The organism is Pseudomonas sp. EA_65y_Pfl2_P74, from assembly GCF_963970575.1.
Lineage (GTDB): Bacteria > Pseudomonadota > Gammaproteobacteria > Pseudomonadales > Pseudomonadaceae > Aquipseudomonas > Aquipseudomonas baetica_A.
The window spans coordinates 14,788-38,207 of sequence record NZ_CAXAOQ010000014.1 but is presented as its reverse complement, the minus strand read 5'-3'; the positions used below and the strand labels follow the sequence as shown (position 1 = coordinate 38,207).

The 23,420-nt window shown below is 59.3% G+C and carries 22 protein-coding genes; 6 read left to right on the top strand and 16 right to left on the bottom strand.

Going from position 1 to position 23,420, the window contains the following annotated elements; all coding sequences use genetic code 11:
- Positions 1-3 precede the first annotated feature (3 nt).
- From AACY18_RS13335 to AACY18_RS13310, 6 genes are read left to right on the top strand one after another with little or no spacing between them, the layout of a single operon-like run.
- Positions 4-1,446: a mannose-1-phosphate guanylyltransferase/mannose-6-phosphate isomerase gene (locus AACY18_RS13335; RefSeq protein WP_339431446.1), complete on the top strand. Its 1,443-nt coding sequence runs from the start codon at positions 4-6 to the stop codon at positions 1,444-1,446.
- Complete coding sequence (locus AACY18_RS13330; RefSeq protein WP_339465123.1) at positions 1,447-2,244, top strand: ABC transporter permease; 798 nt, start codon at positions 1,447-1,449, stop codon at positions 2,242-2,244.
- Complete coding sequence (locus tag AACY18_RS13325; RefSeq protein ID WP_339431444.1) at positions 2,244-3,497, top strand: ABC transporter ATP-binding protein; 1,254 nt, start codon at positions 2,244-2,246, stop codon at positions 3,495-3,497. The genes AACY18_RS13330 and AACY18_RS13325 overlap by 1 nt, the downstream gene beginning before the upstream one ends.
- On the top strand, positions 3,494-4,861 hold the full coding sequence (locus AACY18_RS13320; protein ID WP_339465122.1) for a glycosyltransferase family 4 protein: 1,368 nt from the start codon (positions 3,494-3,496) through the stop codon (positions 4,859-4,861). The genes AACY18_RS13325 and AACY18_RS13320 overlap by 4 nt, the downstream gene beginning before the upstream one ends.
- A complete protein-coding gene (locus AACY18_RS13315; RefSeq protein WP_339465121.1) occupies positions 4,845-5,975 on the top strand; it encodes a glycosyltransferase family 4 protein in 1,131 nt (376 codons plus the stop codon). The genes AACY18_RS13320 and AACY18_RS13315 overlap by 17 nt, the downstream gene beginning before the upstream one ends.
- Entirely contained in the window at positions 5,976-7,106 is a 1,131-nt protein-coding gene (locus AACY18_RS13310) for a glycosyltransferase family 4 protein (protein WP_339431441.1), read from the top strand.
- 46 nt (positions 7,107-7,152) lie between these two features.
- Here AACY18_RS13310 and AACY18_RS13305 read toward each other — a convergent pair whose 3' ends face one another.
- The 16 genes from AACY18_RS13305 to AACY18_RS13230 all read right to left on the bottom strand — a co-directional run bounded on the left by AACY18_RS13305 (position 7,153) and on the right by AACY18_RS13230 (position 23,412).
- Positions 7,153-9,183 (bottom strand): pyridoxamine 5'-phosphate oxidase family protein, encoded by a 2,031-nt coding sequence (locus tag AACY18_RS13305; RefSeq protein WP_339431440.1) that lies wholly within the window; start codon positions 9,181-9,183, stop codon positions 7,153-7,155.
- A gap of 45 nt (positions 9,184-9,228) precedes the next feature.
- Positions 9,229-9,855: a glutathione S-transferase family protein gene (locus AACY18_RS13300; protein ID WP_339431439.1), complete on the bottom strand. Its 627-nt coding sequence runs from the start codon at positions 9,853-9,855 to the stop codon at positions 9,229-9,231.
- 104 nt (positions 9,856-9,959) lie between these two features.
- Positions 9,960-10,886 carry a LysR family transcriptional regulator gene (locus AACY18_RS13295; RefSeq protein WP_339431438.1) on the bottom strand — a complete coding sequence of 309 codons (927 nt, stop codon included), beginning with the start codon at positions 10,884-10,886 and terminating at the stop codon, positions 9,960-9,962.
- 75 nt (positions 10,887-10,961) lie between these two features.
- Positions 10,962-12,794 carry a glutamine--fructose-6-phosphate transaminase (isomerizing) gene (glmS, locus tag AACY18_RS13290; RefSeq protein WP_339431437.1) on the bottom strand — a complete coding sequence of 611 codons (1,833 nt, stop codon included), beginning with the start codon at positions 12,792-12,794 and terminating at the stop codon, positions 10,962-10,964.
- A 2-nt stretch (positions 12,795-12,796) separates the two neighbouring features.
- Entirely contained in the window at positions 12,797-13,573 is a 777-nt protein-coding gene (locus AACY18_RS13285) for a DeoR/GlpR family DNA-binding transcription regulator (protein ID WP_339465120.1), read from the bottom strand.
- Between the two features lie 214 nt (positions 13,574-13,787).
- Positions 13,788-15,155 carry a bifunctional UDP-N-acetylglucosamine diphosphorylase/glucosamine-1-phosphate N-acetyltransferase GlmU gene (glmU, locus tag AACY18_RS13280; RefSeq protein ID WP_339465119.1) on the bottom strand — a complete coding sequence of 456 codons (1,368 nt, stop codon included), beginning with the start codon at positions 15,153-15,155 and terminating at the stop codon, positions 13,788-13,790.
- 117 nt (positions 15,156-15,272) lie between these two features.
- A complete protein-coding gene (locus AACY18_RS13275; protein WP_339431434.1) occupies positions 15,273-15,698 on the bottom strand; it encodes a F0F1 ATP synthase subunit epsilon in 426 nt (141 codons plus the stop codon).
- 45 nt (positions 15,699-15,743) lie between these two features.
- Positions 15,744-17,123, bottom strand: a complete 1,380-nt coding sequence (gene atpD, locus AACY18_RS13270) for a F0F1 ATP synthase subunit beta (protein WP_339431433.1) — start codon at positions 17,121-17,123, stop codon at positions 15,744-15,746.
- 27 nt (positions 17,124-17,150) lie between these two features.
- On the bottom strand, positions 17,151-18,011 hold the full coding sequence (gene atpG / locus AACY18_RS13265) for a F0F1 ATP synthase subunit gamma (protein ID WP_007911960.1): 861 nt from the start codon (positions 18,009-18,011) through the stop codon (positions 17,151-17,153).
- A 50-nt stretch (positions 18,012-18,061) separates the two neighbouring features.
- On the bottom strand, positions 18,062-19,606 hold the full coding sequence (gene atpA / locus AACY18_RS13260) for a F0F1 ATP synthase subunit alpha (protein WP_016984064.1): 1,545 nt from the start codon (positions 19,604-19,606) through the stop codon (positions 18,062-18,064).
- Positions 19,607-19,627: 21 nt separating this feature from the next.
- On the bottom strand, positions 19,628-20,164 hold the full coding sequence (locus tag AACY18_RS13255) for a F0F1 ATP synthase subunit delta (RefSeq protein WP_007911956.1): 537 nt from the start codon (positions 20,162-20,164) through the stop codon (positions 19,628-19,630).
- Between the two features lie 12 nt (positions 20,165-20,176).
- Positions 20,177-20,647, bottom strand: a complete 471-nt coding sequence (locus tag AACY18_RS13250; protein WP_221733261.1) for a F0F1 ATP synthase subunit B — start codon at positions 20,645-20,647, stop codon at positions 20,177-20,179.
- A gap of 59 nt (positions 20,648-20,706) precedes the next feature.
- Complete coding sequence (gene atpE, locus AACY18_RS13245; RefSeq protein ID WP_003097235.1) at positions 20,707-20,964, bottom strand: F0F1 ATP synthase subunit C; 258 nt, start codon at positions 20,962-20,964, stop codon at positions 20,707-20,709.
- Positions 20,965-21,097: 133 nt separating this feature from the next.
- Positions 21,098-21,967, bottom strand: coding sequence for a F0F1 ATP synthase subunit A (gene atpB / locus AACY18_RS13240; protein WP_339431432.1), 870 nt, complete (start codon positions 21,965-21,967; stop codon positions 21,098-21,100).
- 16 nt (positions 21,968-21,983) lie between these two features.
- Entirely contained in the window at positions 21,984-22,391 is a 408-nt protein-coding gene (locus AACY18_RS13235) for a F0F1 ATP synthase subunit I (RefSeq protein WP_339431431.1), read from the bottom strand.
- Positions 22,392-22,539: 148 nt separating this feature from the next.
- A complete protein-coding gene (locus AACY18_RS13230) occupies positions 22,540-23,412 on the bottom strand; it encodes a ParB/RepB/Spo0J family partition protein (protein ID WP_339465117.1) in 873 nt (290 codons plus the stop codon).
- Between the last annotated feature and the right edge of the window lie 8 nt (positions 23,413-23,420).

The following is a 23,420-nucleotide window of genomic DNA, read 5'->3' as shown; positions in this document are numbered from 1 at the left end:
GCCATGCTGATCCCCGTGATTCTGTCCGGCGGTGCCGGTACCCGTTTGTGGCCGGTGTCCCGCGAGGGCCATCCCAAGCCGTTCATGACCCTGCCCGACGGCCAGTCGCTGCTGGGCAAGACCTATCAGCGTGCAGCGGCGTTGCTGGACGGCTGGGGTGACATCGTCACGGTGACCAACCGCGAGTACTACTTCCAGAGCAAAGACCACTATGGCGCCGCCCACGTGTCGCGCCATCGCGGGCACTTTCTGCTGGAGCCGACCGGGCGCAACACGGCCCCGGCCATCGCAGCCGCCGCCCTGTCGCTGCAAGCGTTGCATGGCGACGAGGCGATCATGGTGGTAATGCCGGCCGACCATTTGATCGTCAATCAGGACGCGCTCAAGACGGCCGTCGAGCACGCGGTGAATCTGGCGAAGGACGGTTACCTGGTGACCTTCGGCGTGCTGCCGACCGCACCGGAAACCGGCTTCGGCTATATCGAAACCGGTGCGCCACTGGACGCCAAAGGCGCGGCCAAAGTGCAGCGCTTCGTGGAAAAACCCGACCTGCAAACCGCTACGCATTACCTGGAGAGCGGCAACTTCCTGTGGAACTCCGGCATGTTCTGCTTCACCACCGCTGCGGTGATCGCCGAGCTGCAACTGCACGCGCCGCAACTGCTGGAGCAGACCCGCGCCTGCATGGCCGCCAGCGTCCCGGTGGAGACCGTCGGCTGCCTGCAACAGGAACTGTCGCCTGCGCTGTTCGCTGAAATCACCGACATCTCCATCGACTACGCGTTGATGGAGCGCTCGGAAAAAGTCGTGGTCGTGCCTGCCGGTTTCGACTGGAGCGACATCGGTTCGTGGGGCGCCGTCGCGGCGCTGGTCCCGGCCGATGCCGACAACAACCGCGCCAGCGGCGAAGCAATCTTCATCGACAGCCACAACAACTTCGTCCAGAGCGAGGGCCGACTGGTCGCCGCCGTGGGGGTGGATAACCTTATTGTGGTCGACACCGCCGATGCCGTGCTGATCGCCCACGCCGACCGTGCACAGGATGTGCGGCGCGTCGCCAAGCAGCTCAAGGACAAATCCCACGAAGCCTATCGCCTGCACCGTACGGTCAGCCGTCCGTGGGGCACCTACACCGTCCTTGAGGAAGGCCCGCGCTTCAAGATCAAACGCATCGTGGTCAAACCCGGCGGCAAGCTGTCCCTGCAAATGCACCATCACCGCAACGAGCACTGGGTGGTGGTCGAAGGCATGGCCAAGGTCACCAATAATGGCTCCGGCACGACGTTGGTGGCCAAGAACGAATCGACGTTCATTGCCGCCGGCCACCGCCATCGCCTGGAAAATCCCGGGGTGATCGACCTGGTGATCATCGAAGTGCAAAGCGGCGAATACCTGGGAGAGGACGACATCGTTCGCTTCGAAGACCACTACGGCAGGACGGTTTGAATGCTGTTTTCCCTGTACCGCTCGCTGCACAGCTACCGCGGATTCATCCTCGGTAGCGTCAAGCGAGAGTTTCAAGCGCGCTATCGCAACTCGCTGTTCGGTGCGTTGTGGCCGATCTTCAACCCGTTGTCGATGATCGTCGTCTACACCGTGATCTTTTCCCACATCATGCGCGCGCGACTGCCGGGTGTGGACGACAGCATGGCCTACAGCGTCTACCTCTGCGCCGGGCTCCTGGCGTGGGGACTGTTTTCGGAAATCACCCTGCGCAGCCAGACCATGTTTCTGGACAACGCCAACCTGCTGAAGAAAATCAGCTTCCCGCGGATCTGCCTGCCAGTGATCGTGCTGATCAATGCCGGGATCAACTTCGCGATCATCATCGGTCTGTTTCTGGGCTTTCTGCTGGTCTCCGGGCGCTGGCCGGGCATGGCCTTGCTGGCGCTGTTGCCGCTGATCCTCCTGCAAATGATGTTCTGTGCCGGCCTGGGAATGGTGCTTGGCGTACTCAACGTGTTCTTTCGTGATGTCGGCCAGCTCTTCGCGATCTGCCTGCAATTCTGGTTCTGGCTCACACCGATCGTGTACCCGATCAGCATCCTTCCGGAATGGGTTCAGCATCTGTTGCAGCTCAACCCGCTGACCAACCTGATTGCCAGCTATCAGAATCTGTTCCTTTACGGGCAGTGGCCGGTCTGGAGTTCGCTGCTGCCGATTTTCGTCGCGGGCGCGTTGTTGTGTGTCATCGGCCTGCGGCTGTTTCGCCAGCGCGTCGGCGAAATGGTGGATGAACTCTGATGGGGCATATCCGTGTGACCGGCCTGAGCAAGGCCTACAAGCAATACCCCAACCGCTGGGCGCGCCTGGCCGAGTGGCTGATTCCGTTCTCGCCTCTGCGCCATCATCAGCACTGGGTGCTGCGAGATGTCGAATTCGAGATCGCACCCGGCGAAGCGGTGGGCATTGTCGGCGCCAACGGTGCCGGCAAAAGTACCTTGTTGAAGATGATCACCGGCACCACGCAACCCACCGGTGGCAAGATCGAAATCGAAGGCCGGGTGGCGGCATTGCTGGAACTGGGCATGGGCTTTCACGCCGACTTTACCGGTCGCCAGAACGCGATCATGGCTGGGCAGTTGCTGGGCATGCAGCTTGAAGAAATCGAAGCGCTGATGCCTGAAATCGAGTACTTCGCCGAGATTGGCGAGGCCATCGACCACCCGGTGCGTACCTACTCCAGCGGCATGCAGATGCGCCTGGCGTTCAGCGTCGCCACCGCCCGCCGACCGGACATCCTGATCGTCGACGAAGCGCTGTCAGTGGGTGACGCCTACTTCCAGCACAAGAGCTTCGAGCGCATTCGCAGCTTTCGCAAGGCCGGCACCACCCTGTTGATCGTGTCTCACGATCGCTCAGCCATTCAATCGATCTGCGACTCGGCGATCCTGCTCAAGGATGGCCGCATGGCCATGTACGACAAACCGGAAGTGGTGCTCGATTATTACAACGCGTTGATGGCCGAACGCGAAGGCCAGGTCGTGCGTCAGGAAATGCTCGCCGGCGGCGAGGTGCAGACCGTGTCGGGTACCGGTGAGGCCGCCATTCTTGGCGTGCGTTTACTGAATGAACAGGATCACAGCATCGACGCCGCCGAAGTCGGTCAACCGGTGGTGCTGGAAGTCCAGGTTGAGGTGCGCAAGGACATTGAGCGGTTGGTGCTGGGCTTCATCCTCAAGGATCGTCTGGGCCAGATGATGTACGGCATCAACACCCATCGCCAGGACAAGGCACTGACCGATCTGCGTGCCGGCGAACGCTTCACCTACCGCTTTGCGTTCATCATGGGCCTGGGCAAGGGCAACTATTCGGTGTCGCTGAGCCTGTCGCGTCTGGACTCTCATCTGGATCGCAACTTCGAATGGCGGGACTACGGCCTGGTATTTCACGTCATCAACAATCGTCAGGAAGATTTCGTCGGCTGTTCGTGGCTCAACGCCCAAACCACGATTACCCGTCATACCGAAGCCAGACTTGCCGAGCGCGCGCCATGACCCGCTTGCTGGTGGAATGCACCCATGTGTTCAAACACCCGAAGGTCAACTCGGGCATCCAGCGGGTGGTGCGCAACGTCATCAAGCAATTGCCTTCGAGTGCCGAGGGCGTCGAATGCGTGCCAGTCATTGTGCTGCGCGGCCAACTCTATCGCGTACAGCACCTGGCACCTCTGGACACCCCGCTGTTCAACGCCTTGGCCAGTTTCGGCGAACGCCTGGAACGCATGGCCCATCGGTTCGGGCAATGGCATCAACGACTCGACGCCCAGTGCACAGCAAAACTGGCGCGACGCTCACTGTATGTCTCGTATCGCTTGACGGCCTTCGGTGTATTTGGCCTGCCGTTACGTTTTATCGGGGCGATCAATCGGACCCAACTGCCAAAACGCTGTTCACCCTTGCAGCATCAGACCGGCGACCAACTGGTGCTACTGGATTCGTCCTGGCATTCGGATTTTTTCATGGCTGTAGAACGGCTCAAACGCGAGGGCGTCGGGATCATTGCGGTGATCTACGACCTGATCCCCCTGACCCATCCGCAGTTCTACGACACGCGGCTGGTGCGGGTTTTCAGTGAGTGGTTCGACTGGATCACCCGAACGGCCGACGGCTACATGGCAATTTCCGCCACCGTGCGCGATCAAGTGCGCGAAGAACTACAGCGCCGGATCGGTGCAGAACGCACCGACAAACACTGGTTCGATTACTTCCATCTCGGTTCCGAACTGGATCTGCACAGCGCCAAGGCCACCGTGGCCGCGTCCCTGCAACGGCTGTTCGCCAATCCTGAGCCGGTGTTTTTGATGGTCAGCACCATCGAACCGCGCAAGAACCACGAATACCTGCTCGACGCCTTCGACCGCGCCTGGGCCACCGGCTCGACCGCGCGGCTGTGCATTGCCGGGCGCATTGGCTGGAAGTGCGACGCCCTGCTCGCCCGGGTGCGCAATCATCCCGAGTTGAACCGGCGACTGTTCATGTTCAACGACCTGAACGACACCAGCCTGGAACACGCTTACGCCCACGCCAGTGCATTGGTGTTCCCCTCGTTCGTTGAAGGCTTCGGCCTGCCACTGGTGGAAGCCATGCAGCGCGGCTTGCCGGCGATGGGCAGTGACATTGCGGTGTTCCGCGAAATAGGCGGCGAGTTCATGGCGTACTTCGATCTGCAGGAACCGCAAAGCCTCGCCGACCTGATCAACACCTTCCAGCGCAGCGGACAGTTCCCCGCCGCCCGCGACGTGGCCGATTGGCAATGGATCGGTTGGCGCGAAGCCAGCGCGCAACTGGCCGAACGCAGCGTGCGCAATGTGCAGCAGGCGCCAGCGGCGCAAGCGAGGCGACATGCGCATTGCCCTTAACGCACGGATTCTCCAGGCGCCGCGCACCGGTATCGGCCATTACGTCGCCGAACTGGTCAACGCCTTGCGCAACGAACCCGATGTTGAAGTGACGTTGTTTCACGGCTGGGGCTGGAGTTCAGCGCTGCCGGAAGCGGCCATGCCCGGCTATTCGCGGTTGACGCCACTGCTGCGGCAGATTCCCGGGGCTTATCAGGCGCGCCGCTGGCTTGAACAAAAACGCTTCGATCAGGGCCGCACCCAAGGCATCGACCTGTATCACGAGCCGAGCCTGTGGCCCCTGGCCTTCGACGGTCCGACCGTGATCACGCTACACGACCTGACGCACCTGAATTTTCCCGACACTCAGCCGCCCGCGCGACTCAAGGAAATCGAACGGCGACTGGCGGCTGGCGTACAGCAAGCGCGGCTGATTCTGACCGACTCGCAGGCCATTGCCGACGAAGCCCAGGAACATTTCGGGCTGCCGGCCGAGCGTTTTATCGTGGCGCCGCTGGGTGTCTGCGAGCGTTTCCATCCGCGTGAGGCGCACACCCTCGACGCCGTGCTCAAGGCCCATGCGGTCGAGGTGCGTGAATACTTCCTGTGTGTCGGCACTCTGGAGCCGCGCAAAAACCTGAGCCTGGCTCTGCGCGCCCATGCCCTGCTGCCGAACGCCGTGCGTGAACGTTTTCCGCTGCTGATCGTCGGCATGGCCGGCTGGCAGCGTGAACAGTTCAGCGACGAACTGCGTCAGGCACTGGCCAGCGGGCATGTGTGCCTGCTCGGTTATCTGCCCGATGAACAAGTCGCGCAATTGTTGGCCGGCGCCCGGGCGCTGATTTTTCCGTCGCGGTACGAAGGCTTCGGCCTTCCTGTGCTGGAAGCGATGGCCAGCGGCACGCCGGTGGTGGTCACCCGCGCTTCGGCGATGCCGGAAGTGGCGGGCGCTGCCGGCAACTATATTGAAGCTGACGATGCAGACGGCTTGCGTGACGTGATGAGCCGACTGATCGACGATCAAGCACATTGGCAGGCATGCCGAGAAGCCGGATTACAGCAGTCACGGCTTTTTTCCTGGGAACGTTGTGCACAGGCTACGGCCGGTGCCTACCGCCAGGCCATGGGAGGTTGAATGCGAGTTCTTCATTTTTTCAAGACGTACCTGCCTGATTCGGTCGGCGGCATCGAGCAAGTGATCTTCCAACTGTGCGAAAGTGGTGCCCAACACGGTGTCGACGGCCAGGTGCTGACGCTCAGCGCCGACCCGAATCCGCCGGTGGTGCAACTGGGTCAGCACGAAGTGCACCGCGCCAAACTCGACATCCAGTTCGCCTCAACCGGGTTTTCCTGGAGCGTGTTCAAGCAGTTTCGCGAAATGGCCGCCGAGGCGGACGTGGTCAATTACCACTTCCCGTGGCCGTTCATGGACCTGGTGCATTTCGCCAGCGCCATCAAGAAACCCAGCGTGGTCACCTACCACTCGGACATCATTCGTCAAAAACACCTGCTCAAACTCTACCGGCCACTGATGAACCGCTTCCTCGCCAGTGCCGACCGTATTGTCGCGGCCTCGCCCAATTACCTGCACACCAGCGATGTCCTGCAGCAGTTTCAGGACAAGACCCGGGTGATTCCCTACGGCTTGAACAAAGCAGGTTATCCACAGGCGGACAGTGAGCGGATGAACCACTGGCGGCAAAAGCTTGGGGATAAGTTTTTCCTGTTCGTCGGGGTGATGCGCTATTACAAAGGCCTGCACATCCTGCTCGACGCCATGAAAGATGTGGACTATCCGGTGGTCATCGTCGGCGCCGGGCCGCTGGAGCAGGCACTGCACGCCCAGGCAGCAGCGCTGGGGCTGCGTAACATTCATTTCCTCGGACGCCTTGGGGATGAGGACAAGGTCGCACTGCTGCAATTGAGCTACACGATTGTCTTCCCGTCGCACCTGCGCTCCGAAGCGTTCGGCATCTCGCTGCTGGAAGGCGCGATGTACGGAAAACCGATGATCTCCAGCGAGATCGGCACCGGCACCAGCTACATCAATATCCACAACGAGACGGGACTGGTGGTGCCGCCAAGTCATCCACAGGCATTTCGCGAGGCGATGCGCACCCTGTGGGAAAACCCGCTGCGCGCTGCAGAGATGGGAGTGAAGGCGCAGGCCCGTTACCGGCAGTTATTCACAGCCGATGAAATGGGCCGCAAGTGGACAGCGCTTTATCAGGAACTGCTGGAAGAAAAATCGCTGTCCTACGCCTGACTTTCGCTTGAAACATGTCTCCTCGGTGGCGAATGGAGGATCGGGTTTAAAGATCCAGCACCAGCGGTTGCTCGCTCTGCGCCGGCACCGCACAGCAAATCAGCACCTGTCCCTCTTCCGGGATATCGGCGGGGGGCTGTGGATAATTCACCGCACCGCTGACCAACCGGGTCTTGCAGGTACCGCACGAACCACCACGGCAACTGAATTCCGGACGCAATCCGCGACTTTCCGCCAGCTCCAGCAAACTGCCACCGTCCGGTTGCCAACGGGCCTCCTTGGCCGAGCGTTCGAACACCACGGGCACGGAGGTGGTGGCGGCCGGGGGCTGCTCAATCGTGATGGCGTCCGCATCGGCACGCCGCTTAAGGGTCGAAGGGCCGAAAGTCTCGGCGTGGATCTGCGCATCGCGCACGTCCAGTTCGCGCAAGCTGTCGTACAGACCTTGGGTGAAAGCGCCGGGGCCACACAGAACAAAGTCGATCTGATCGTAATCCTCGACCGCCAGCAGATTCCTCAGCACCGCGTCATCGATGCGCCCGTGCAGGTCAAAATCTTCACCTTCGTGTGCATCCTCTTCCGGCTGACTGAGCAAACGCAGAACCCGCACCGCATCGCCCGCACTGTCCAACAAACGGTCCAGTTCCTTGCGAAACGGTTGATCGGCCAGGCTGCGCGAACTCTGCAGCAACCACGTCGGACGAATCCTGCGCGTGCGCAAACCTTGATAAACCACTTCGCGCAGCATCGACAGCAGCGGCGTAATGCCGACCCCGGCCGCCAACAGCACCAGCGGCCGGCGTTCCAGCGGCGCCACGGTGAAATGCCCTTGCGGCGCTCGCGCCTCCAACACGTCACCCACCTGGATCTGCTCATGCAAATGGCTCGACACGCGGCCTTCGCGCTTCACACTGATCCGGTAAAAACCATCCGATGGCGCACTCGACAGGCTGTAAGTGCGGATGTGCACCTCGCCATCGAGAGTAAAACGCAGCGGTAGATGCTGACCCGCGAGAAACACCGGCAAACCGGCGCCATCGTCCGGCTCCAGGTAAATGGAGCGGATGTTGCGACTTTCTGCCTCGATCTTCGCCACCCGCAGCGGCCGCCAACGGTTACCCAACGCCTGTGCCTGCAAACGGGCATCGGCCTCGGCCCAGTTGCCGGTCAGCAGACTGGTGGGCGACATGCCATCGAAGCGCCAGCGCAAGGCCAGCGCTGCCGGGCGCCGCACCAGTTTTTCCACATCAAATGTCCACAGCCGTTCGGCCCCCTGGAAAGCCTCGATCTGTGGCCCATCGAGGACGATTTCCGTACGGCCGCTCAGGTGCAGCAAATCGCCTGTGGAAAAGTCGATGAACAGCAAGCCAGCCTTGGGGTTGAGCAGCAGATTGCCGAGGGTGTTGAAGTGCAGGTTGCCGGCAAAATCCGGGATGGTCAGACGATTGCCTTCTACGCGTACGAAACCGGCCTGACCGCCACGGTGGGAAACGTCCACTGATCGCTGGCCATCGACATCGACGTAACTGGCGATAAAGAACGTGTCGGCGCTGGCGATCAACGCGGCACCCGCGTCGTCCAGCGCATCCAGATGCCGCGCCGGCCGCGACGCGGGATCAGTCAGCGGCACCCGCTGAAACTGGCGCAACTGAATGTACTGCGGGCAGTTGCCGAAGGCCTGATCCACCGTCACGTCGAAACCGCTCGCCTCAAGATTAGTGACATGACCATTGAGCCGGTTGCGCCGACGGGTGTGCAACTCGATGCCGAGCAAACCGACCGGCTCTCCATGACGAATCGGCGCCGGATCATCATCGGCGGGCAGGCTGGCAAATTGCAGGCGCTGCGGATCGGGCGAATGGGCGAACCCCGGCGCACCTTCCAGCACGCTGGCCCAAGGACGCCCCTCGGCATCCACTGCGCCGTACAACATGAACGGCAATTGCTGATAGAACTCACGGTGCTGGTCCGGCATCCAGGTACGAATGACCTTACGCCCGAATGCTTCCATGCGCTCGGCCACCCCCACATGCTCTTGCAGTTGCCGCTCGCCCGCGTGCCAAGGTGAACGTTCCATCACGACCTCTCCTCTGCCCCTGCGGCGCAGTGTGGATGATGAGCATCAGACTGCGGTTTGCAGACCGGCGACGGTGCGCGGCATGCCGACAAAACCGGGCAGTGCTTCGACCCGAGCCAGCCAGGCGCGCACGTTGCCATAGTCATCCAGCGACACGTTGCCTTCCGGCGCGTGGGCAATGTAGCTGTAGGCCGACACGTCGGCGATGGTCGGCTCGCTGCCCGCCAGATACGGTGTGTTGCCCAGTTCGACTTCCATCACCTTGAGCAGGTTGTGCGCACGGGCAATCACTTCTTCAGCATTGAGTTTCGCCCCGAACACCGTGATCAACCGTGCTGCCGCCGGGCCAAAGGCGATTGGCCCGGCGGCTGCCGACAACCAGCGCTGCACCCGTGCGGCGCCCAGCGGATCGCTTGGCAGCCAGCGGCCATTGCCATATTTCTGCGCCAGATACACCAGAATCGCGTTGGAATCAGCCAACACCACGCCATTGTCATCAATGGCCGGTACCTGACCGAAACTGTTGATCGCCAGATACGCCGGCTGTTTGTGCTCGCCTTTGGCCAGATCGACGAAGATCAGTTCGGTCGGCAGTTGCAACAGCGACAGCATCAGCTCAACCCGGTGGGCGTGGCCGGAACGAGGGAAGTTGTAGAGTTTGATCGGTTGCATGGTCGACTCCGCTGGATGATCGCACCGCCCAAGGGTGGCAGCGCTGATGGAGCCCATCTTCTACCTATCCTTGAAGCAACAGAATCACCAGCATTTGCAATCGATTATTTCTTCTCATGCAATAAAGCGGCATTTTTCAGCCCCGGATGCTCACGCAGAGCATTTACCGTGAAATCAACAAAACTGCGCACCCGCGCCGGCGCCTTGCGCCCGCCCTGATACACCACATGAATCGGCAGCGGCGGCAGTTCGAAGTCAGCGAGGACGATTTCCAGTTCGCCGGCCGCGACCTTGTTCGCCACTTGATAGGAAAGCACCCGGGTCAGCCCCAGTCCCAGACACGCGGCCGTGATCGCAGCCTGATTGGCGGTGACTACCAGACGCGGCTCCGGGCGCACGATCAATGGTTCGCCCTGTTCGAGAAACGGCCAGGTGCGTATCTGGCCGGTGGCCGAAGTCGCCACCACGGGCAAACCGGCCAACGCCTGAGGATGCGTGGGGCGGCCGTGATCGGCCAGGTATTGCGGCGAACCGCAAACCACCCGCCGAACCTCGCCCACGCGAATCGCATGCTGATTGCTGTCCGCCAGTTCACCGATGCGCACCGCGACATCGATACCCTCCTCAACCATGCTCACCACCCGATCGAGCAACAGGGCATTGATCGAAACGTCCGGATACTGCGCCAGATAACCGGCCATCACCGGCGTGACAAACAACTCGCCAAACAACACCGGCGCCGTCACCGTCAATTGCCCACGGGGCTGGGCGTGACTGCCGGCAGCCGAATCCTCGGCTTCCTGCACCTCGGCGAGAATTCTGCGACAGTCCTCCAGATAACGTTGCCCCGCCTCGCTCAAATGCACGCTGCGCGTGGTTCGAATCAGCAATTGCGTACCGATGCGCTGCTCCAGTGCGGCCACAGCACGGGTGACGCTGGCGGCGGACAGGCCCAGATGCCGTGCGGCGGCGGCAAAGCCTTGCTCCTTGGCGACGGCGGCAAAGACTTGCATTTCCTGGAAGCGATCCATGGATACCCTCGAATCAGATACAAAAATCGCAGCCGAAGCTGCGATTTTTTGGGGTCGAACTCAGCTGTGGATAACTTATTCCACCGTTACCGACTTCGCCAGGTTACGCGGCTGATCCACGTCCGTGCCCTTGAGCACAGCAACGTAGTACGACAGCAGTTGTAGCGGAATGGTGTAGAGGATTGGCGACAGGATGTCGTGGATGTGCGGCATCTGCACGACGTGGGTGCCTTCGCCGTTGGTCATCCCGGCTTTTTCGTCGGCGAACACGACCAGTTCGCCACCACGCGCACGCACTTCCTGCAGGTTGGACTTAAGCTTCTCCAGCAGTTCGTTGTTCGGCGCTACGGTGACCACCGGCATGTCGTTATCCACAAGCGCGAGCGGGCCGTGCTTCAGCTCTCCGGCTGGATAGGCTTCGGCGTGGATGTAGGAGATCTCCTTGAGTTTCAAGGCGCCTTCCATCGCGACCGGGAATTGCGCACCGCGACCGAGGAACAAGGTATGGTTCTTCTCGGCGAACAGTTCGGCGACTTTCTCGACCGTGCTGTCCATCGCCAGGGCTTCGCCCAGGCGGGTTGGCAGGCGACGCAGTTCTTCCACCAGCGTGGCTTCAATGCCTTTGGCCAGCGTGCCGCGCACTTGGCCCAGCGAAAGGGTCAGCAGCAACAGACCGACCAATTGCGTGGTGAAGGCTTTGGTCGAGGCGACACCGATTTCGCGCCCGGCCTGGGTCAGCAGGGTCAGGTCGGATTCGCGTACCAGCGAACTGATGCCGACGTTGCAGATCGCCAGGCTGGCGAGAAAGCCCAGCTCTTTGGCGTTGCGCAGCGCGGCCAGGGTGTCGGCGGTTTCGCCGGACTGCGAGATCGTGACAAACAAGGTATCTGGCTGCACCACCACTTTGCGGTAGCGGAACTCGCTGGCGACTTCGACCTGGCAAGGGATACCAGCCAGTTCTTCGAGCCAGTAACGCGCAACCATACCAGCGTGGTAACTGGTGCCGCAGGCCACGATCTGCACATTGCGTACTTTGGCGAACAGTTCGGCCGCTTGCGGGCCGAATGCCTGTACCAGCACTTGATCATTGCTCAGACGACCTTCGAGGGTGCGCTGAACAACGGTCGGCTGCTCGTGGATTTCCTTGAGCATGTAGTGACGGAACTCACCCTTGTCCGCTGCTTCGGCACCGTCGCTGTACTGCACGGTCTGGCGCTCGACAGCGTTGCCCTGAACATCCCAGATCTGCACGTTATCACGACGAATTTCGGCGATATCGCCCTCTTCCAGGTACATGAAGCGGTCTGTGACCTGGCGCAACGCCAGTTGATCGGAAGCGAGGAAGTTCTCGCCCAGACCCAGACCGATCACCAGTGGACTGCCACTGCGGGCGGCGACCAGACAATCCGGTTGCTTGGCATTGATCACTGCCAGACCGTAAGCACCGTGCAGTTCTTTAACAGTGGCTTTGAGGGCGCCGGTCAGGTCAGGTTGCTCCTTGAGCTTTTCGCTGAGCAGGTGGGCAATGACTTCAGTGTCAGTGTCCGAAGTAAACACGTAACCCAGCGCTTTGAGTTGTTCACGCAGAGCTTCGTGGTTTTCGATGATGCCGTTGTGCACCACCGCGATGTCACCGGAGAAATGCGGGTGGGCGTTGCGTTCACACGGTGCGCCGTGGGTTGCCCAACGGGTGTGGGCAATTCCGAGACGGCCGATCAGTGGATGCTCAGCCAACGCGGTTTCGAGTTCGCTGACTTTGCCCGGGCGACGCATGCGCTCCAGGGTTTCGTCGTTGGTGTAGACCGCTACACCTGCGCTGTCATAGCCACGGTATTCGAGGCGCTTGAGGCCTTCGAGCAGGATGGCGGTGATATTACGTTCAGCCACTGCGCCGACAATTCCACACATGCTTATTTCTCCTGACTGACAGCCGCGCAAATCAAAGTGATGCCGCGGGCCTGAATCTGATCGCGGGCCTCATGGGGCAGGCGATCATCGGTAATGAGGGTATGGACACTGCTCCATGGCAGCTCCAGGTTGGGAATCTTTCGGCCGATCTTGTCGGCCTCGACCATCACGATCACTTCGCGCGCGACTTCAGCCATCACCCGGCTCAAACCCAGCAGCTCATTAAACGTGGTGGTGCCGCGCACCAGGTCGATGCCGTCGGCACCAATGAACAACTGATCGAAGTCGTAAGAGCGTAGTACCTGCTCGGCCACCTGGCCCTGAAAGGATTCCGAATGCGGATCCCAGGTGCCGCCGGTCATCAGCAGCACGGGCTCGTGTTCGAGTTCGCTCAAGGCGTTGGCGACGTGCAGCGAGTTGGTCATCACCACCAGACCCGGCTGTTGGCCGAGTTCGGGAATCATAGCGGCGGTGGTGCTGCCACTGTCGATGATGATGCGTGCGTGTTCACGGATTCGTTTTACCGCTGCACGCGCAATCGCCTGCTTGTATCTGGAAACGCTTTGGGCAGTTTCCGCGACCAGTTCCTGGGGCATGGTGATCGCCCCGCCGTAGCGACGCAGCAACAGACCGTGACTTTCCAGCGCGGCGAGATCCTTGCGAATCGTAACTTCGGAAGTTTCGAAGCGCTTGGCCAGTTCATCCACACTCACTTCGCCCTGCTCGTTGAGCAAGGCCAGTATGTTGTGGCGGCGTTGGGGTGTGTTGCGTTTCGACATGGTGATTTAATGTTTCGTTTCGAAAGATAACGGAACTAATCAAAACCTATTGCTGAAAGGTCGTCAAGCGGCGGGCCGACTTTTTTGAGAGCGCCACAAACCAAAATGGGAGCGGGCTTGCTCGCGAATGCGGCGTATCAGTCACTGATTGTGTGCCTGATGCACCGCATTCGCGAGCAAGCCCGCTCCCACATGGAACAACATTGTGGATAACTCAGCTCTTCTTGATCTTCTCCGGCCGTTTCCAGCCATCGATGTTCTTTTGCCGCGCACGACCAACAGCCAACTGCGCGTTATCCACATTTTGAGTAATGGTCGAACCGGCCGCTGTGGTTGCACCGCTGGAGATATCCACAGGTGCGACCAATGAGTTGTTCGAACCAATGAACACATCTTCGCCCAACACGGTTTTCCACTTGTTGGCGCCATCGTAGTTACAGGTAATCGTGCCGGCACCTATGTTGGTGCGAGCACCGATTTCGGCGTCGCCCAGGTAGGTCAGATGTCCAGCCTTGGCGCCCTCACCCATACGGGCGTTTTTCAGTTCAACGAAGTTACCCACATGGGCACGGGCCTCCAGCACAGTGCCTGGACGCAGGCGAGCAAACGGGCCGGCATCGCTGCCTTCACCGAGAACCGCGCCTTCGATGTGGCTGTTGGCTTTGACGATCACGCCTTTGCGCAGCGTACTGTCCTTGATCACGCAATTCGGGCCAATCACCACGTCATCTTCAATAACGACGTTGCCTTCGAGAATCACGTTGATATCGATCAGTACGTCGCGACCGACGGTCACCTCGCCGCGCACATCAAAACGTGCCGGGTCACGCAGGGTAACGCCCTGCGCCATCAGGCGGCGACCGGCGCGCAACTGGTAATGACGCTCCAGTTCGGACAGTTGCTTGCGGTCGTTGGCGCCCTGCACTTCCATCGGATCGTGCGGCTGTTCCGTGGCCACCACCAGACCGTCGTTGACCGCCATTTCGATCACGTCCGTCAGGTAATACTCGCCCTGCGCGTTGTTGTTCGACAGGCGGCTCATCCAGTCGGCCAGACGATTGGCTGGCACGGCGAGAATGCCGGTGTTGCCTTCGGTGATTGCACGTTGGGCTTGACTGGCATCTTTGTGCTCGACGATGGCGGCGACTTTGCCATCGGCGTCGCGCACGATGCGGCCATAGCCCGTCGGATCGTCCAGCTCGACGGTCAGCAAACCCATCTGGCCTGGAACGACGTGCTTGAGCAGGCGTTGCAAGGTCTCGACTTCAATCAGCGGCACATCACCGTAAAGAATCAGCACGGTGTCGGCAGTAATGAAAGGCACTGCCTGGGCGGTCGCATGGCCGGTGCCCAGTTGCTTGTCCTGCAGCACGAAATTCAGATCATCAGCGGCCAGACGTTCACGTACCACATCGGCACCGTGGCCAATGACTACATGGATACGTTGTGGATCAAGTTGCCGGGCACTGTGGATAACATGGCCCAACATGGAATTGCCGGCAATCGGGTGCAAGACCTTCGGCAACGCCGAACGCATACGAGTGCCTTGACCGGCCGCGAGGATAACAATTTCGAGAGACATGACTGGCTACCAATCCTGGGTGGTCAGCAACTGCGACCGGGTTGTAAAAATCGGAAAAGAAAAAAGGGTAGCCGAGGCTACCCTTTTTTATCAATCGCACAACAAGTGACTGACGGATTAACCGCCAAACTTCTTGCGGATCTGCTGGACGGTGCGCAGCTGAGCTGCGGCCTCGGCCAGACGTGTAGCAGCGGCGCCGTAGTCGAACTCCGCGCCACGTTCATGCAACGCCTTCTCGGCAGCCTGGACGGCTTGCTGAGCGGAGGCTTCATCCAGGTCGGCAGCACGTTGCACAGTGTCGGCAAGCACCTTGACCATGTTCGGCTGAACCTCGAGGAAACCACCGGAGATGTAAAACACCTCGGCTTCCCCGCCTTGCTTGATCAGGCGGATTGGACCCGGCTTGAGATTAGTGATCAGCGGCGCGTGACCCAGAGCGATACCAAGATCACCCAGTGCACCGTGCGCAATCACCATCTCGACCAGGCCGGAAAAGATTTCCCCTTCCGCGCTGACGATATCGCAATGGACTGTCATAGCCATCTGATTGCCTCAACCTAAATTAGCGCCCGTTGCCGGGCGCCGGGATTACAGTTTCTTGGCTTTCTCGATCGCTTCTTCGATGCCGCCAACCATGTAGAACGCTTGTTCTGGCAGGTGGTCGTAGTCACCGTTGAGGATGCCTTTGAAGCCAGCAATGGTGTCTTTCAGGGAAACGTATTTACCCGAAGCACCGGTGAAGACTTCAGCCACGAAGAACGGCTGCGACAAGAAGCGCTGGATCTTACGAGCACGGTTAACCAACTGTTTGTCGGCTTCCGAAAGCTCGTCCATACCCAGGATCGCGATGATGTCTTTCAGCTCTTTGTAACGTTGCAGAACGTACTGAACGCCGCGAGCGGTGTCGTAGTGATCCTGACCGATTACGTTCGGGTCCAGCTGGCGCGAAGTCGAATCCAGTGGATCTACCGCCGGGTAGATACCCAGGGATGCGATGTCACGGGACAGAACGACGGTGGCGTCCAAGTGGGCGAAGGTGGTCGCAGGCGACGGGTCGGTCAAGTCATCCGCAGGTACGTATACCGCTTGGATCGAAGTGATCGAACCTTCCTTGGTCGAAGTGATACGTTCTTGCAGAACGCCCATCTCTTCAGCCAGGGTCGGCTGGTAACCTACTGCCGAAGGCATACGGCCCAGCAGTGCGGATACTTCAGTACCGGCCAGGGTGTAACGATAGATGTTGTCGACGAACAGCAGAACGTCGTTACCTTCGTCACGGAACTTCTCGGCCATGGTCAGGCCAGTCAGTGCTACGCGCAGACGGTTACCCGGCGGCTCGTTCATCTGACCGTAAACCAGTGCCACTTTGTCCAGAACGTTGGAGTCCTTCATCTCGTGGTAGAAGTCGTTACCCTCACGAGTACGCTCACCCACACCGGCGAACACGGAATAACCGCTGTGCTCGATGGCGATGTTACGGATCAGTTCCATCATGTTTACGGTTTTGCCTACACCGGCACCACCGAACAGACCGACTTTACCGCCTTTGGCAAACGGGCAAACTAGGTCGATAACCTTGATGCCGGTTTCCAGCAGGTCGTTGCCGCCTGCCTGTTCAGCGAACGAAGGCGCTGGACGGTGAATGCCCCAACGTTCTTCGGTGTCGATCGGGCCAGCTTCGTCGATCGGGTTACCGAGCACGTCCATGATCCGGCCCAGGGTCGCTTTACCGACCGGTACGGAGATGGCTGCGCCAGAGTCGGTAACTTCCAGACCGCGCTTCAAGCCCTCGGTGGAACCCATCGCAATGGTACGAACCACGCCGTCGCCCAGCTGCTGCTGAACTTCCAGAGTGGTTCCGGCCGCGCTTTGAACTGTCAGCGCGTTGTAGATGCTCGGTACGCTGTCGCGTGGAAATTCCACGTCGATAACGGCGCCGATGATTTGAACGATACGTCCGCTACTCATAGCTGGATCCTCTGAATATTTGAACCGTTAAACCGCGGCAGCGCCGCCGACGATTTCCGAGATCTCTTGGGTGATCGCAGCCTGACGCGCCTTGTTGTAGATCAGCTGCAAATCGCTGATCAAATCACCGGCGTTGTCGGTAGCGTTCTTCATCGCGATCATCCGCGCAGCTTGTTCAGCCGCGTTGTTCTCGACCACCGCCTGGTAGACCTGCGACTCAACGTAGCGGACCATCAAGCCATCAAGCAGCTCTTTGGCATCCGGTTCGTAGAGATAGTCCCAGTGGTGCTTGAGATCCTGATCCGGGGTGGCCACCAGTGGAATCAACTGCTCCACGGTAGGCTGTTGCGTCATGGTGTTGATGAACTTGTTGGACACCACGGACAGGCGGTCAATACGGCCGTCCAGGTAGGCATCCAGCATCACCTTGACGCTGCCGATCAGATCATTGATCGACGGCTCTTCACCCAGGTGGCTGATAGCTGCAACGACGTTACCGCCGAAGTTGCGGAAAAAGGCCGCACCCTTGCTACCAACAACACACAGATCAATCTCGACGCCGTTTTCGCGGTTTACCGCCATGTCCTTGACCAGGGCCTTGAACAGGTTGGTGTTCAAGCCACCGCACAAACCACGGTCACTGCTCACGACGACATAACCGACACGCTTGATTTCGCGGTCGATCATGAACGGGTGGCGGTATTCCGGGTTGGCGTTGGCCAGATGCCCAATTACCTGGCGGATACGCTCCGCATAAGGACGGCTAGCAGCCATGCGCATTTGTGCCTTGCGCATTTTGCTGACCGCCACTTTTTCCATGGCGCTGGTAATCTTTTGCGTGCTTTTGATGCTCGCAATCTTACTGCGAATCTCTTTTGCGCCTGCCATGTAACACCTATCAGGTTAGCAAGCGGGAGCCTCGCGGCTCCCGCTGCGGCTTACCAGGTTTGGGTGGCCTTGAACTTCTCGATACCGGCTTTCATGCCAGCGTCGATTTCGTCATTGAAGTCACCTTTAACGTTGATCTTGGCCATCAAATCGGCGTGATCGCGGTTGAAGAAAGCAATCAGCGCTTGTTCGAAGCTGCCGATCTTGGCGATTTCAATGTCAGTCAGGAACCCACGCTCAGCGGCATACAGCGACAGCGCCATGTCAGCGATCGACATTGGTGCGTATTGCTTCTGCTTCATCAGCTCGGTAACGCGCTGACCATGCTCAAGTTGCTTACGGGTCGCTTCGTCCAGGTCAGAAGCGAACTGGGCGAATGCCGCCAGTTCACGGTACTGAGCCAGAGCGGTACGGATACCACCGGACAGCTTCTTGATGATCTTGGTCTGAGCAGCACCACCCACACGGGATACCGAAACACCGGCGTTCACTGCAGGGCGGATGCCCGAGTTGAACATGGCCGATTCCAGGAAGATCTGACCGTCGGTGATGGAAATCACGTTGGTCGGAACGAACGCGGAAACGTCGCCAGCCTGGGTTTCGATGATCGGCAGTGCGGTCAGGGAACCGGTTTTTCCGGTCACTGCGCCGTTGGTGAACTTCTCTACGTATTCTTCCGAAACGCGGGATGCGCGCTCCAGCAGGCGGGAGTGGAGATAGAACACGTCGCCTGGGTAAGCTTCACGGCCTGGTGGACGGCGCAGCAGCAGGGAAATCTGGCGGTAAGCCACTGCCTGCTTGGACAGATCGTCATAAACGATCAGCGCGTCTTCACCGCGGTCGCGGAAGAATTCACCCATGGTGCAACCGGAGTACGGTGCCAGGAATTGCAGCGCAGGAGATTCCGAAGCACTGGCAGCCACGATGATCGTGTTGGCCAGGGCGCCGTTTTCTTCCAGCTTGCGAACCACGTTGGCGATGGTCGATTGTTTCTGACCGATAGCAACGTAGACGCAGAAAATGCCGCTGTCTTTCTGGTTGATGATCGCGTCGATCGCCAGAGCGGTTTTACCGATCTGACGGTCACCGATGATCAGCTCACGCTGGCCACGGCCGACAGGGATCATGGCATCGACAGCCTTGTAGCCAGTCTGTACAGGCTGGTCTACCGACTTACGCCAGATCACGCCCGGAGCAACTTTCTCGACCGCGTCGGTCTCGGTGTTGCCCAGTGGACCTTTGCCGTCAACAGGGTTACCCAGTGCGTCGACTACGCGACCCAGCAGTTCCTTACCAACCGGAACTTCGAGGATGCGGCCTGTGCACTTGGCGCTCATGCCTTCAGCCAGAGACTGGTAAGCACCCAAAACAACGGCACCTACGGAGTCTTGCTCCAGGTTGAGGGCCATACCGTAGACGCCGCCCGGAAACTCGATCATCTCGCCGTACATGACGTCGGCCAGACCGTGAATCCGCACGATGCCGTCAGATACGCTGACGACAGTGCCTTCGTTACGGGCTTGGGAGGTCACATCGAGCTTGTCGATGCGGCCCTTGATAATTTCACTTATTTCGGAAGGATTGAGTTGCTGCATTGCTCTGCTGCCCCTTCAAACTCAAGATTTCAATGCTTCGGCAAGTTTCGCGATTTTGCCGCGAATCGAGCCATCGATAACCAGGTCGCCGGCGCGGATAACGACACCACCTATTAGGGCGGCATCCTCCGCAACTTGCAGGCGCACTTCCCGGTTGAGTCGTGCACTGAGAACCTTGGCGAGTTTGTCTTGCTGTTCTTGGTTCAATGCAAAAGCACTGGTCACTTCAACGTCTACCGATTTCTCTTGTTCAGCCTTGTACAGGTCGAAAAGAGCGGCGATCTCCGGCAGAAGCGGGAGACGGTCGTTTTCGGCAACGACATTGATGAAGTTCTGTGCCTTGGCATCAAACTTGTCGCCGCACACGTCAATAAACGTGGCGGCCTTTTCTGCGCTCGTCAGTCGCGGGGCCTTGAGCACGCGCTGCATGGTGTCGTCTTGTGACACCGCTGCAGCCAGGCCGAGCATGGCTGACCAATTGGCCAGTTGCTGGTGGGCCTGAGCGTGCTCGAAGGCCGCCTTAGCGTAAGGTCGGGCCAACGTGGTCAGTTCTGCCATGATCGCCCTCGCTTAGATTTCAGCAGCCAGTTGGTTAACCAGCTCTGCGTGCGCGTTTTGATCGATTGTGGCACCCAGGATCTTCTCGGCGCCGCCGACAGCCAGCATGCCCACTTGGGCGCGCAGTTTGTCTTTGACACTGTTCAGTTCCTGTTCGATCTCGGCTTGAGCCTGAACCTTCACACGGTCAGCGTCGACACGGGCCTTTTCAACGGCCTCTTCGACAATCTGGTTACCGCGTTTCTTGGCTTGCTCGATGATTTCAGCTGCCTGAGCTTTCGCTTCGCGCAGTTGCTGACCCGCTTTTTCTTGGGCCAACTCCAGGTCGCGAGCTGCTCGGCTGGCAGCGTCCAGGCCATCAGCGATCTTCTTTTGACGTTCGTGCAGTGCCGTAATGACCGGAGGCCATACAAACTTCATGCAGAACAGTACAAAAATCAGGAACGCAACGGACTGGCCAATCAGGGTCGCATTAATGTTCACGCCAACACCTCGCAGTTACGTTGTCCATCACATCAAATTACTCGGAAGAATCCGGGTAATTAGCCAGCGATCTGACCAACGAACGGGTTCGCAAAGGTGAAGAACAGAGCGATACCAACACCGATCATGGTTACGGCGTCGAGCAGACCGGCAACGATGAACATTTTAACTTGCAGCATTGGAACCATTTCTGGCTGACGCGCTGCGCCTTCCAGGAACTTGCCGCCCAGCAGGCCGAAACCAATTGCGGTACCCAGTGCGCCCAGGCCGATCAACAGTGCAACAGCGATAGCGGTTAGACCAACTACAGTTTCCATCTTTCCTCCCGACTTTTACGTCGTATGGTTTAGGTTTTTTAGATTAAAGCGGTAAAACAAATCGTTTCAGGTGCCCTGTGAAGAGCCCCTTCCCGTATTACCGGGAAGGACATCAGACTAGTCGAGACTGGCCTTAATGGTTTTCTTCGTGCGCCATCGACAGGTAGACGATGGTCAGCATCATGAAGATGAACGCCTGCAGGGTGATGATCAGGATGTGGAACACCGCCCACGCCCACTGCAGAACAACGCCCAGGCCGCTCAGCCAGAGCAGGCCGCTGCCGAACATCACAGCGATCAGAATGAACACCAGCTCACCGGCATACATGTTGCCGAACAGACGCAGAGCCAGAGAGATCGGTTTGGCGATAAGGGTCACGAACTCCAGCAGGAAGTTCACCGGAATCAGCAGCGCCTGAACGAAGATGTTCTTGCTACCGAACGGGTGCAAGGTGAGTTCGCCGATGAAGCCGCCGAAGCCCTTGATCTTGATGCTGTAGAAAATGATCAGTGCGAACACCGAGAACGCCATGCCCAGCGTCGCGTTCGGGTCGGTCGTCGACACGGCACGGAACGGGATGTGGTGGTCGCCGGTGATCAGGATGGCCAACTGAGGAATCCAGTCGACCGGTACCAGGTCGACGGCGTTCATCAGGAACACCCAGACGAAGATGGTCAGTGCCAGCGGTGCAATCACCGGGCTACGGCCATGGAAGCTGTCTTTCACGCTGCCATCGACGAATTCGACCAATACTTCAACGAAGTTCTGCAAAGCACCTGGCTGACCCGAAGTCGCCTTCTTTGCCGCCATGCGGAAAAGAAGAACGAAGATCAGACCCAGCGCGACCGACCAGCCGAGGGTATCGACGTGGAAAGCCCAAAAGCCCATTTCTTTGGCTTCTGCTGCGGTGTGAGCAAAGCCCCAGCCGCCGTTGGGTAGCTGACCGAAGGTCAGGTTCTGCAAGTGGTGCTGGATATAGCCCGAAGCGGTTGTCTCTGCCATGGTTGCCTCAAACGCCCTAAGGTCTCGAAAGTCTTGTTCTCATCAGCAGGGGAGCGAACCAGCTGACCGACTGAGTCAGCACGAACACGCCGAATACTGCTACCGGCGCCAGTGGCTTCACACCTGCAAACACCAGTGCAAAGAGCACTGCCGTCAAAATAAGTTTGCCTGCCTCGCCGGCATAAAAAGACCGGACGATGGACTGGGCTGCTCGGGCGCCGGAAAACCGAAATGCCTTGTGAGCGAAATAAACATTGGGCAGCAAGGCTATCAGGCCTCCGCAAAGTCCCGAGTATCCGGCAACGACTCCGTGCCATTGCCAGAGCGCCAAAGCGCCAACGAGCAAAATGACAAATTGAGCCATCAACACCGGAAAAACCGCCAGGCGATGGAACGGCAGGCGGTTTGGCTTGCGGGTTTCCATCACGATTGCTCTCCAATGGTCGGCTGCCGAAATTCAATAACTTGGCATAATTTGTGCCGACAAAATGCGCGCAGAGTATAGGGGCGGTTCTGCCCCTATTCAACTGTCAGGTAGTGATTTCCGACTGCTCGCTACATGAGGAAATGTTTCAGCGGATGTGTGCGAGCACACCTTGAAGCTCATCGAGGGAGTTGTAACCAATCACCAACTGCCCTTTCCCCTTCTTGCCGTGGCGAATCTGCACCGCAGAGCCTAGGCGCTCGGCCAGACGCTGTTCGAGGCGGGCGATATCCGGGTCGGGTTTGCTGGCTTCCACAGGCTCCGGTTTACCACTCAACCATTGGCGAACCAGCGCCTCGGTTTGGCGCACGGTGAGGCCGCGTGCGACAACATGTCGCGCCCCCTCCACCTGCTGATTGTCCGGCAGACCGAGCAAAGCACGGGCATGACCCATTTCAAGGTCACCGTGGGACAACATGGTCTTGATGACTTCCGGCAGTGCAATAAGTCGCAACAGGTTAGCCACAGTGACGCGAGACTTACCCACAGCCTCGGCGACTTGCTGCTGAGTCAGCTGGAATTCCTGCTGCAACCGTTGCAACGCGACCGCTTCCTCGATCGGATTGAGATCTTCACGCTGAATGTTCTCGATCAGCGCTATGGCGATCGCGGTTTCATCCGGTACGTCGCGAACCATCGCCGGGATGGTTTCCTGCCCGGCCTGCTGACTGGCGCGCCAGCGGCGTTCACCGGCGATGATTTCAAAGCGGCCGCCACCAATCGGACGAACCACGATCGGCTGCATCACGCCCTGTGCCTTGATCGACTGTGCCAACTCTTCGAGCGCCTGCGGGTCCATATCCCGGCGTGGCTGATACTTGCCACGCTGCAGCAGGTCCAGTGGCAGGTGCTGCAGTTCACGGGTATCCGCTTGCGCCGCTTGTTCTTCCAGCGCACTGACAGTCGGACCACTCAGCAGTGCATCCAGTCCACGTCCGAGACCTCGTTTCTTGACGGCCATGGGGATTC